We start from the raw sequence: 11,476 nt of genomic DNA, 5'->3' as shown, positions 1-11,476 counted from the left end.
CGCGTCCACTGTGTTGGTTCTGAAACCACGAACAACCCCATGCCCGGGGCCACCGGGTGTGGTGCGGTTGTCTGTTTCATAGTGTTTCGGTGGTCATAGCGTGAGGGAAACGCCCGGTTACATTCCGAACCCGGAAGCTAAGCCTTACAGCGCCGATGGTACTGCAGGGGGGACCCTGTGGGAGAGTAGGACGCCGCCGAACAAATATTGCGAAAACCCCCGTACCGTTAATTCGGTACGGGGGTTTTCTGCGTTTCGGCTACCGTGGCTGGCATGAACTACAAGATCCGGTCGATACGCGCCGACGAGTGGGCCGCGGCGAAGGAGCTGCGGCTCGTCGCTCTGCAGGATCCCGTCGCGCACCTTGCCTTTCTGGAGACCTACGACACGGCGCTGGCTCAGCCGGACTCCTTCTACCAGGAGCGGGCCGTAGGGGTTGCCGAAGGTGCTGAGAAGGCTCAGCAGGTCATTGCCGAGGGGCCGGACGGGGAGTGGGTCGGGACGGTGACCGTGCTGCTTGAGGAGGCCGGGACCGTTGACTGGGCCGGCTTCGCGGTCGAGCGGAAGCAGGGGCACCTCGTCGGGGTGTTCGTGCGGCCGGAGGTGCGGGGCATCGGGCTGACCGAGGTGCTCTTCGATGCCGCCCTTGAGTGGGCCTGGGGGCGCGGGGTCGAGCGGGTGCGGCTCATCGTGCATGAGGACAACGAGCGGGCCCGGCGGTTCTACGGCAAGGTCGGCTTCGTCCCTACGGGCGTCGTCGTGCCGTTGGGCGGCAACGTGGACGAGCGTGAGCTGGAGATGGTGGTCGAGCGGCCGTAGCCGTAGGGGCCGTAAGTGCCTTTGCTAGGCCGGTAGTTCGTGGTGGGGCCAGCGGGCTCTGGCCTGTTCTCTGGAGCGGAGGAGAGCCAGGGTCGGCAGGCCTCGGTCCGCGCCTGTGGCGAGGAGTTCCGGGAGCTGGGGGAGCGGGGCCACGGCGGCTACGTCGTCCAGGACAAGCGTCATTGGTGGGTCGAGGCGACCGGCCGATGACCGTTCGGCCATGTGCCGGCCGCGCTCGACCACGCTTGATGCGAGGGCGGTGAGGAGAGGCATCGCGCCCGGGTTCGTACGGGGGTCCTCGATGGATTCACCGACCAGATAAAGCGTGCCCCCTTCGTTCGCGAAGGAATCCAAGGAGAGGGCGTCAGTTCGGTTGGGTGTGCAGGCTTCGCGGATGTTGACCGTGAAGAGGGAGGAGAGCGCGCGGCTCGTCAACTCCTGGGCGATGTCCCGGCGTTCGGGGTGGGACGTGAGGGCCGCTTCCAGTTCGCCTGCCGCGCCGGGGGCCGCCTTGGGGTTCGTGCGGAGGACGCGTACCGCGTCCTGGATCTGGGTGCCCTGGGACCATCGGTGGACGTGGCGGATGGTGCGGCCGTCGATCGCGGCGGCGTGCAGGTAGCTGCGGAGGAGTGTCTCGGCTGTGTCGGCTACCGCCTGGTCGATCTTTGCGGTGGGCTTGACCGGGGCGAGGAGGGCGGCGGCTCGTTTCACCGCGGTTTGTTTGTCCTCGCAGCCTGTTGTGGGGGACCAGTGGAGGCGGGCCGGGGTGTCGCAGAGGTGGGTGGGGTCGTAGAGGAGGACCGGGCCGAGTTTGGCTCTGGCGTCCTTGGTGTCCTGCCAGATCGTCTTGTTGGACGTGACTACCAGGGCGGGGCCTTCCGCGTCTCGTACGGCTTGAGTGGCTGTGGATTGGCGGGTCTCCGCTGTCGCCAGAAAGACTGTTTCCCGCCCGCCCACCCGTTCACCGTTCACTGGAAAGGCTGAGGAGAGGGGCGCTGCGGTCGGCGCCTGTTCGAGGGCGACCGTCGGTTGTGGTTGTGGCTGTGGCTGTGGCTGCGGTTGGGGTTCCGGGCGTTGTATCGGGACCTCGTTGACCTCCGGGGCCGGGGCCGGGGCCGGTACCGCCGCCCTGCCCCTCGCCCGTACCGCCCGCCATCTCGCCAGCGTGCCCATCACGAACACCGCCAGGACGACCAGGATCATCAACTGGCCGATGAACAGGCCCCAGAAGAGGCCGTAGCCGGAGAACTCGGCGGGTGGGGACTGGGGCCAGGCGCCGGCGACGTCGTGCGGCTGGGCGATCAGGTGGCGCATGGCGGTCGGGGTGCGGGCGAAGGTCACGCCGGTCGGCCAACTGCCCTTGGAGAACAGGGCGGCCAGGCCCGTCGCCGACCACACCAGCAGCGTCATGCCGATGAGGAACGCGAGCAGGCTCACCAACAGGCCGTCGGGGATGCCCCCTTGGCGCTCGCGTCCACCGTCGTCCGGTCTCATGTCATGCCACCGCCGTTCACGCCACCGTGGACTCGGAGGAGCCGTCGAGATCGCTCAACTGTTGTTCCATGAAGGCCGCCGCGCGTTCCTCGGCCTCCAACTCGGCGGCGCGCAGGGCGTCGTCGGTGACTTCCTGGTCGTGTTCGCGCGAGGACTGGGTCATCGCGCGGTCGGTGAAGACCAGAGGGCGTTCTGTTTCGGTGATCAGGTGTTTGACCACCTGGACGTTGCCGTTGACGTCCCAGACCGCGATGCCGGGAGTGAGGGTGGGGATGATCTCCACCGCCCAGCGTGGCAGCCCCAACACCCGCCCGGTTGCCCGGGCTTCGTCCGCTTTCTGGGCGTAGATCGTTCGCGTCGACGCCATTTTCAGGATCGCTGCCGCTTCCTTTGCCGCCGCGCCGTCCACCACGTCCGAGAGGTGGTGGACCACCGCCACGAACGACAGGCCGAGGCGGCGGCCGAACTTCAGCAGGCGCTGGAAGAGTTGGGCCACGAAGGGGCTGTTGATGATGTGCCAGGCCTCCTCGACCAGGAAGATGCGCTTCTTCCGGTCGGGGCGGATCCAGGTGTGTTCCAGCCAGACGCCGACGATTGCCATCAGGATGGGCATGGCGATGGAGTTGCGGTCGATGTGGGACAGGTCGAAGACGATCAATGGCGCATCCAGGTCGATGCCTACCGTCGTCGGGCCGTCGAACATGCCGCGGAGGTCGCCGTCGACCAGGCGGTCGATGACGAGGGCGACGTCCAGGCCCCAGGCCCGTACGTCGTCTATGGCGACGTTCATCGCCTCGGCAGACTCCGGTTCGGGGTGGCGCAGTTGCTCGACGATGTCCATGAGGACCGGCTGGCGTTCGACGATCGTCTCGTTGACGTAGGCGTGCGCCACCTTCAGCGCGAAGCCGGAGCGTTCGTCGAGGCCGTGGCCCATCGCCACCTCGATGATCGTGCGGAGCAGGGCGAGTTGGCCTGTCGTCGTGATCGCGGGGTCGAGGGGGTTGAGGCGGATTCCCATGTCCAGGGCGGCGGTTGGGTCCAGCCGGATAGGAGTTATCCCCAACTCCTCCGCGATCAGGTTCCATTCGCCGACGCCGTCCTCGCCCTGGGCGTCCAGGACGACCACCTGGCGGTCGCGGAAGCGCAGTTGGCGTAGGACGTACGTCTTCTCCAGGGCCGACTTGCCGTTGCCGGACTCGCCGAGCACCAGCCAGTGGGGGGCGGGGAGTTGCTGGCCGTAGAGCTGGAAGGGGTCGTAGATGTAGCCCTTGCCGGAGTAGACCTCGCGGCCGATGATGACGCCCGAGTCGCCCAACCCGGGGGCGGCCGTGGGGAGATAGACCGCCTGGGCCTGGCCCGTCGAGGTGCGGACGGGGAGGCGGGTGGACTCGATCTTTCCGAAGAGGAAGGACGTGAAGGCGTCGGTGAGGACGGACAGCGGATCCCGCATCTGAGCCCTACCTCCGGATGCCGGTGGCGAACGGCAGTGTGTTCACAAACGCGCGGTGGTGCTCGCGGTCGCACCACTCCAGCTTCAGATACGACTTGCCGGCGGACGCCCTTATCGTGCGCTTGTCGCGCGCGAGAGCCTCGGGGTTGCGGGAGGAGACGGTGATGTAGCCGACCAGGTTCACCCCGGCCGCGCCGCTCGCCAGGTCCTCGCCGCGCTGGTCCATGCGGCCGTGGGCGGCCACGTCACGGGGGTCGACGGTGCGGTTCATCTTGGCGGCGCGGGAGGCGTCGGCCTCGTCGTTCGTCTTCTCGGTCAGCATGCGCTCGATGGCGACCTCGGTGGGTTCGAGGTCCATCGTGACGGCGACCGTGCGGATGACGTCCGGGGTGTGGACGAGGAGCGGGGCGAGGAAGTTGACTCCGACCGGGGTCATCGGCCACTCCTTCACCCAGGCCGTGGCGTGGCACCACGGCTCGCGGGTCGACGACTCACGGGTCTTCGCCTGGAGGAACGTCGGTTCCATGGCGTCGAGTTCGGCCGGCCAGGCGTTGCGCTTCGTCATCGCCTGGAGGTGGTCGATGGGGTGGTCCGGGTCGTACATGGAGTGGATGAGGGATGCGAGCCGGCCCTGGCCGAGCGGCTGCCGTACGCGGATGTCGGCTTCCTGGAGACGTGAGCAGATGTCCGTCAACTCGCGCGCCATGACGACCGCGAGGCCCGCGTCGCGGTCCAGCTTGCGGCCCGCGTGCGGGCGGGACGCGCGGGCCATCGCGTGGGCCTCGGCGGAGAGTTCGCGGTTGAAGTGCATGCAGGCGACGAGGTAGGCGCGGTGCTGCTCGCTGCTGGTGGACACCATCGACTGAAGTTGGTCGTACGACTGTTGCAGCCAGGTCAGTGACTTCTCGTCGCCGCGCTGGGCGACGTCCTTGGCGTGTGCGTCCGGGTCGGCGGGCAGGGTGCGGGCCAGCATCTGGATGCGGGTGACGAAGCCGTCGCCGTTCGCCACGTGCTTGAGCAGCGTGCCGAAGCGGTCGACGAGGGCCTCCTGGTCCTCGCTGTCGCGCAGGCCGACGCCCGGGCCCTCGATCTCGATCGCCGCGGTGACCGTACGGCGGTCGGCGTGCAGGAGGACCGCGATCTCGTCGGGGCCGAAGGGGGCTGCCAGCCAGTTGATGCGGCCGATCCCGGGGGGCGGGCCGATCTCCACCTCGCGGCCGTCGAGGTGGACGCCGGCCTCCATGACGGAGGAGCGGTACGTCGTGCCGTTGCGCAGGGTTCGCTTGTAACTGCGGTTGATCTCGAACCACTTGTAGAACGTACGGCGCTTGTACGGCACGTAGACCGCCATCAGCGCCAGCATCGGGAAGCCCGTCAGGAGCACGATGCGCAGGGACAGGACGGGGACGAGGAGTCCGCTCATCATGCCGAGGAACGCGCCCACGATGATGAGCGCGATCTCGCCGGTCTCGCGATTCTTGCCGACGATCGCGTTCGGCCGGGCACGGCCGATGAGATATGTCCGGCGGGGCGTGATCGGATGGGACAGGTGGGACTCTGTCGTCAACGCCCTTCACCTCCCGTGCGGTTGTTGCGGGCGTTGCTGGCGTGCGGGGTGTTCGCCGGGCTCTGGCGGGGTGCGGGCGCGGCGGAGGGGACGGCTCCGCCGCCGCTCGACGGGCGGCTGCTGTGGGCCGCGACGCCGCCGGAGACCGGGTTGGACGGGCGGGCGCCGCCGCCGGACGAGGACTGGCCGCCCCCGCCGTCGTTCGTGCGGGCGCTGTGGGTCTTGATGCCCTGGGCGACCATGGTGGCCGGGGAGCTGATGACCGCGGCGGCCTTGCCCTCGGCGCCCTGCATGATGCGGTTGTTGCGGCCGCCGGCGATCTCGTCGCCGAAGCCGGGGACGAAGCGGTAGATCATCGCGCTGGCGAAGATGGCGAGCAGGATGATCGCGAGGCCGGAGACGACGGCGGAGAACGAGTCCGGGCCGTCGGCGGTGGACAGGGCGCCGGCCAGGCCCAGCACGATCACGATGACCGGTTTGACCAGGATCACCGCGATCATGATGCCGGCCCAGCGGCGGACGTGGCCCCAGAGGTTCTTGTCGACGAGGCCCGCGTAGACGACGGTGCCGAGGAGGGCGCCGACGTAGAGGAGGGCGGCGCGGATGACGAGCTCCAGCCAGAGGATGCCGGCGGCGAGGATGCTGACCAGGGAGACCACGATCAGCATGATCGGGCCGCCGCCGATGTTGTTGCCCTTGGCGAGGGCGCCGGAGAAGTTGCCGAAGAAGGTGTCCGTCTGGTTGCCGGTGGTTTTCGCGAGGACCTCTGTGATGCCGTCGGTGGCGGAGACGACGGTGTACAGGATCAGGGGGGTGAACGCGGAGGCGATGACCGTGAGCCAGAGGAAGCCGATGGCCTCGGAGATCGCGGTGGTGAGGGGGACGCCACGTACCGCGCGCTTCGCTACCGCGAGGAGCCACAGGAGGAGGGTGAGGATCGTCGACGCGGCGAAGACGACGGCGTACTGCTGAAGGAACCGGGGGTTCGTGAAGTCGACGTTCGCGGTCTCTTTGACGGCGTCGCTGAGCTTGTCGATGGTCCAGGAGGCGGCTTCGGCGCAGCCCTTGCCCAGGGAGGAGAGGGGGTCGAGGGTGTCGGTGGTGCTGGGAGTGGTGGTCCCGGAGCCGGCACCGGCTTTGCCGTTCTCGCAGATGTCCTTGGCATCGCCGACGAGGAGCTTGCACTCCGCCTTCCCCGTGGGGGTCGGCGTCGGTGAGGGGGCCGCGAAGGCGCGGGTGGCCAGCAGCACGGCGGTGGTCTGTACGGCGGTGAGGACGGCCGCGACCTTGAGTACGCGACCCGATTTACCGGGCATAGGTGAACCCTCCGTACTCCTGGACGGCCTTGGCCATGGCGTCGGCGGTCGATGCCTTGTTGTCGCCGGGGACGGGTGCTGGGCCGTCCTTCTGGGAGAAGCTGTCGGCTTTCCAGTCGTTGTCGGCCCAGCGCAGGTGGAGCGTCAGGGTGAACCAGTCGCTGGTCACCGGGTTCGTCGAGGCCGTGCCCGCGGTGCCGTACAGCCCGGTGCACCAGACCTCCACCGTCGCCACGGTGTCCGAGTAGCCCGTGACCTTGGTGCCGATGGGCACGGTGCGGGAGACGTAGGTGTTGCCCGCTGTCGCGTTGCCGTTCTCGTCCAGGCCGAGTTTGCTCAGGAAGTCCTTGGAGTAGGCCTGGTCGAGGCTGCTCTCCAGCGCCGTCTGCTTGTCGGCCGCGAACACCTGCTGCACGATCTCGCTGCGCCGGGACGGCTTGAGGATGTCCGCCGAGACGAGCACCGTGGCGTAGTTGGTCGCCGCGCTCTCCGCGCCCTGCTGGTCGTGGGCGAACCCGGCGGGGATCCCGCTCGCCTTCGACTGCACCGGCTTCGTCCCGGTCGCCGTCGTGGACGCGGCGTCCGGCTTCGAACCGCTCGTCGTGCCGTTGTCGTTCGACGACGACGTGCCGTCGCCGCGGTTGGCGAAGGCGATGGCGGCGATGAGGAGGACGACGACTCCGACGACCGTGACCAGGCTTTTCGAGGAGGACGGTCTGCCGCCGCGGCGGGCGCCGCCGTAGATGTCGCCGCCGGTGCCCTGGGGGAGGCGGGTGCGGGTCTGGCCCGTGCCGCCGTAACCGCCGGAGGTCTCGTGCTCGTCTCCGGGACTCATGCCGGGTACGCCCCTTCGCCGTCGTCCAGAAACGCCTGGATGTACGACGGTAGCCGTGCTGGTTCCCGCGCGGGCGCGGAGTGGTGACTCGACATCAGGGAGACGCAACCTCAGCCGGTGGGCACGACGGGTGGGTGGAGAGGGTGGAGAGAGTGGGGAGAGGTGAAGGGCTTCGGTCGGACGGCTATACGGCCATGCCGTACACGATCGTGAAGAGGGTGCCGAGGGAGCCGATGATGAAGACGCCGGTCAGGCCGGCGACGATGAGGCCCTTGCCCTGTTCCGCGCTGAACGTGTCGCGGAGCGCCGTCGCGCCGATGCGCTGTTTGGCCGCACCCCATACGGCGATACCGAGGCAGAGCAGGATGGCGACCGCCATCACGACCTCGATCATCACCTTCGCCTCGTTGCCCAGGCTGCCGAAGGGGCCCCAGTCCGGAGCGATTCCGCCGATGATGGTGTTGATGTCTCCCTTGTCGGCCGCAGAGAACATGTAAGTCACCGCCCCTGGTGGGTAGTTCCGCATCCCCTGCAGGTGCGCAGAGGTCAGGCATCATTGTCGCCGACAAAGGCGCCGTCCGATGTCGACTTGGCGTCATTGATTGGCGGGTTTCGTACGAATACCCCGTACGGTCACTCTGTGTATCACGGTAGGTAACGCCGGGCAACGATTCCGGTGCGGAACCTGTCCGTGGTTTGGTCGTTAGCCCCTGATTACCCGGTGCCGTTCGCGTTGATGTTCTCATGATGAACGGGCCGCGGCTGGATGCCGCGGCCCGTTCTCCCGTGCCAGGTGTGGCCCCCACGACCCACTGTGGCACGACATGTGACTGAGGATCAGTTCAGGGTGGGGGGCAGGTCACCGTCCGTCAGTTGGCGAAGGCGGACACACCCTCCGGGGTGCCCCAGCCGGTCGGGCCGTCGTAGCCGGTCTCGGCGGTGCAGAAGTACGCCGTCGAGCAGGAGCCGTTGTAGCCGCTGGTCACGTCGTTGAGGGACGAGGTGCCCGCGTAGTCGTAGGGGTACTGCGCCGGGTAGGTGCCGCTGGCCGGGGTGCCGGCGAGGGCGTAGACGCCGGCGATGATCGGCGCGGAGACGCTGGTGCCGCCGAAGGTGTACCAGCCGGCGGTGACGCCGTAGGAGTCGTAGACCGAGACGCCGGTGGCGGGGTCGGCGACCGCGGAGACGTCGGACTCCATGCGCTTGGTGCAGCCGGTGTCGGTCTGCCAGGTGGGCTTGGCGTCGTAGGCGGAGCAGCCGGAGCCGGTGCCCTCGGTGCTGGAGGTGCGCCAGACGGCCTCGGTCCAGCCGCGGGTGGTGGAGGAGGTGGAGAGCTTGGTGCCGCCGACCGCCGTCACGTACCGGGAGGTTGCCGGGTACTCGGCGCCGTAGGCGCTGTCACCGGAGGAGACGGTGATGGCCACGCCCGCGTGGTTGTAGTACGAGGTGTCGTACGACGTCTGCGAGGAGGACTCGGAGCCGCCGTAGGAGTTCGAGACGAACTTGGCGCCCAGGGCGACGGCCTCGTTCTCGGCGGTGCCGAGGTTGGCGTAGCTGGCGCTGGTGGCCTCGACGAGGGTGATGTTGCACAGCGGGCAGATCGCGCTCGCCATGTCGAGGTCGAGGGAGATCTCCTCGGACCAACCGGCGTCGCTGGTGGGGAGGGAGGTGGTCGAGCCGGTCTGACTGACCTTCTTGAAGCAGCCGTTGGCCGTCGTGCAGGCCGAAAGCCCGTAGTACGAGCGGTAGGTGGCGAGGTCGGCCTCGGCGTTCGGGTCGTTGTACGCGTCGACGATCGCGATCGTCTCGCCGGAGCCGTTGGAGGCGGCGGCGGAGGTCAGGCCGTAGGCGGACCGGAGGTTGGTCGGGCTGTAGCCGGAGGGGGTCGACGCGTCGGCGGCCTTGGGGGTGATGCCGGTCTTCGCGGCCTGCATCTTCTGGAAGGCGGTGAGGCCGCCGGTGACGCGGTAGGACTTGCACGTGAGGTCACCCGTGTGCTTGGGGGTCGCACAGGGGGTGGCGGCGTAGGTCACCGCGGTGGAGGTGGTGGCGCTCTGTGCCGCGTCCGCCTGTACGGCGGTGCCGAGGCCGGTGAAGACCAGTGCGGCGGTGGCTACGGCGACGGACCCTATGCGGCGCCATCTACCGTGCGTGTGGGGGGAGTCGGGGGTCGTGGTACGCAAGGTGCAGCCTCCTGAGTCGGTGGAACAGGGGCGGTGCGGGTGCGTCTCGCCGGCACGGTTTCTCCGGCGGTGGGGGGCGGCCCGCGATGACCATCTCTTGTTGAGTACGCGACAACAAGGGGCTGCTGGAATCCTGACTTCCGGCTTACCGAACAGGGTCTGGCCCTTTACCAAACCCACAGGATTCTCATGGGAGTTGGGCCCCGCGGCACGGCGAACGGGCCGCGGCTGGTTGCCGCGGCCCGTTGCCACTTGCTCCGCCGAGGGGACCCCACGTCCCCCTCTTGCCGGCGGCTCCCCGTGACCCGACGGGGAGGTTCTCGCGGAGTGGAGTGCGGTCAGCCGGTGAAGGCGGACACGCCCTCCGGGGTGCCCCAGCCGGTCGGGCCGTCGTAGCCCGACTTGGCGGTGCAGAAGTAACTCGTCGAGCAGGAGCCGTTGTTGCCGCTCGTCACGTCGTTCAGCGCGGAGGTGCCGGCCGCGGCGTACGGGTACGACGCCGGGTAGTCGCTGGAGCCGGGGGTGCCGGCCAGCGCGTAGACGCTCGCGATGATCGGGGACGAGGCGCTGGTGCCGCCGTAGGTGCCCCAGCCGGTGCCGTCGTCGCCGTAGGTGTCGTAGACCGAGACGCCCGTGGCGGGGTCGGCGACCGCGGAGACGTCCGAGATCATGCGCTTGGTGCAGCCGGTGTCGGTCTGCCAGGACGGCTTCGCGTCGTACGCGGAGCAGCCGGAGCCGGTGCCCTCGGTGCTGCTCGTCTTCCACACGGACTCGGTCCAGCCGCGGGAGTTGGAGGACGTGGAGAGCTTGGTGCCGCCGACCGAGGTGACGTACTGCGAACCGGCCGGGTACTCGGCGCCGTAGGCCTCGTCGCCCGCGCTGGCGGTGATGGCGACGCCCGCGTGCTTGTAGTACGAGGTGTCGTACGACGTGTCGGAGGAGGACTCCGAGCCGCCGTAGGAGTTCGAGACGAACTTCGCGCCCAGCTTCACGGCCTCGTTCACCGCGGTGCCGAGGTTGGCGTCGCTCGCGGACTTGGCCTCGACCAGGAGGATGTTGCAGTTCGGGCAGGTCGCGCTGACCATGTCGACGTCGAGGGACTCCTCGCCGGCCCAGCCGCTGTCGGCGGTCGGCAGCGAGCTCGTCGAACCGGTCTGACTGACCTTCTTGAAGCAGCCGTTGGCCGTCGTGCAGGCCGAGAGGCCGTAGTACGAGCGGTAGGTCGCGAGGTCGGACTCCGCGTTCGGGTCGTCGTAGGCGTCGACGATGGCGACGGTCTCGCCGGAGCCGTTGTCGGCGGCCGCGTCGGCCAGGCCGTAGGCGGACTGGATGTCCGAGGGGCCGTAGCCGGTGGGGTCGTCCGAGGCGGCCTTCGGGGAGATGGTCTTGGGCGCGATGCCCTTCACGGCGGCCTGCTTCTCCATGAAGGCGGTGGTGCCGCCGGTGACACGGAGGGCGTTACACGCGGCGAAGCCCTTCTTCGGGGTCGCGGCGCAGCCGATCTTCGTGTACTGCACGTGGGCCTTGGCGACCTGGGCGGCGATCGTCTTGGCGGTCGCCTTGTGGGGGATGGTGGCGGCGCTCGCGTGGGCCGCGGTGCCGAGGCCGGCGAGCAGGAGTGCGGCGGTCGCGGTGGCGGCGGCGCCGAGTCTGCGCCAGTTGCCGCGTATGTGGGGGGAGTTGGGGGGTGACGTACGCAACGTACAGCCTCCAGGGAGAGGTTGGCAGAGGCCTGCGAGTGGGGGTCCACCGGTGAGGTTCCCGGTGGGGGCGGCGGCCCGCGATGACCATCTCTTGTTGAGTACGTGACAA

The 11,476-nt window shown here is 68.7% G+C and carries 9 protein-coding genes and 1 rRNA gene; 2 read left to right on the top strand and 8 right to left on the bottom strand.

The window, feature by feature from the left end; all coding sequences use genetic code 11:
* The first annotated feature begins 85 nt into the window (after window positions 1-85).
* Window positions 86-202: ribosomal RNA gene (rrf, locus tag R2B38_RS18590) — 5S ribosomal RNA — on the top strand.
* A gap of 71 nt (window positions 203-273) precedes the next feature.
* Window positions 274-819, top strand: coding sequence for a GNAT family N-acetyltransferase (locus tag R2B38_RS18585; protein WP_318017243.1), 546 nt, complete (start codon window positions 274-276; stop codon window positions 817-819).
* 24 nt (window positions 820-843) lie between these two features.
* On the opposite strand, the gene R2B38_RS18580 is transcribed toward R2B38_RS18585, so the two are convergent.
* The 8 genes from R2B38_RS18580 to R2B38_RS18545 all read right to left on the bottom strand — a co-directional run bounded on the left by R2B38_RS18580 (window position 844) and on the right by R2B38_RS18545 (window position 11,364).
* Window positions 844-2,313 carry a type IV secretory system conjugative DNA transfer family protein gene (locus R2B38_RS18580; protein WP_318017242.1) on the bottom strand — a complete coding sequence of 490 codons (1,470 nt, stop codon included), beginning with the start codon at window positions 2,311-2,313 and terminating at the stop codon, window positions 844-846.
* A 16-nt stretch (window positions 2,314-2,329) separates the two neighbouring features.
* Window positions 2,330-3,763 carry an ATP-binding protein gene (locus R2B38_RS18575; protein ID WP_019065414.1) on the bottom strand — a complete coding sequence of 478 codons (1,434 nt, stop codon included), beginning with the start codon at window positions 3,761-3,763 and terminating at the stop codon, window positions 2,330-2,332.
* Between the two features lie 7 nt (window positions 3,764-3,770).
* Complete coding sequence (locus tag R2B38_RS18570; RefSeq protein WP_033281369.1) at window positions 3,771-5,330, bottom strand: SCO6880 family protein; 1,560 nt, start codon at window positions 5,328-5,330, stop codon at window positions 3,771-3,773.
* Window positions 5,327-6,646 carry a hypothetical protein gene (locus R2B38_RS18565; RefSeq protein WP_318017241.1) on the bottom strand — a complete coding sequence of 440 codons (1,320 nt, stop codon included), beginning with the start codon at window positions 6,644-6,646 and terminating at the stop codon, window positions 5,327-5,329. Before R2B38_RS18565 ends, R2B38_RS18570 begins: the two co-directional genes overlap by 4 nt.
* On the bottom strand, window positions 6,636-7,481 hold the full coding sequence (locus R2B38_RS18560; RefSeq protein ID WP_318017240.1) for a hypothetical protein: 846 nt from the start codon (window positions 7,479-7,481) through the stop codon (window positions 6,636-6,638). Before R2B38_RS18560 ends, R2B38_RS18565 begins: the two co-directional genes overlap by 11 nt.
* 184 nt (window positions 7,482-7,665) lie before the next feature.
* Window positions 7,666-7,974, bottom strand: a complete 309-nt coding sequence (locus R2B38_RS18555) for a hypothetical protein (RefSeq protein WP_318017239.1) — start codon at window positions 7,972-7,974, stop codon at window positions 7,666-7,668.
* A gap of 376 nt (window positions 7,975-8,350) precedes the next feature.
* Window positions 8,351-9,664 (bottom strand): S53 family peptidase, encoded by a 1,314-nt coding sequence (locus R2B38_RS18550; protein WP_318017238.1) that lies wholly within the window; start codon window positions 9,662-9,664, stop codon window positions 8,351-8,353.
* A gap of 338 nt (window positions 9,665-10,002) precedes the next feature.
* Window positions 10,003-11,364, bottom strand: a complete 1,362-nt coding sequence (locus tag R2B38_RS18545; protein WP_318017237.1) for a S53 family peptidase — start codon at window positions 11,362-11,364, stop codon at window positions 10,003-10,005.
* Window positions 11,365-11,476 lie beyond the last annotated feature (112 nt).

It is taken from the genome of Streptomyces sp. N50, from assembly GCF_033335955.1.
GTDB lineage: Bacteria > Actinomycetota > Actinomycetes > Streptomycetales > Streptomycetaceae > Streptomyces.
This window is presented reverse-complemented; position numbering and strand designations above follow the sequence as displayed.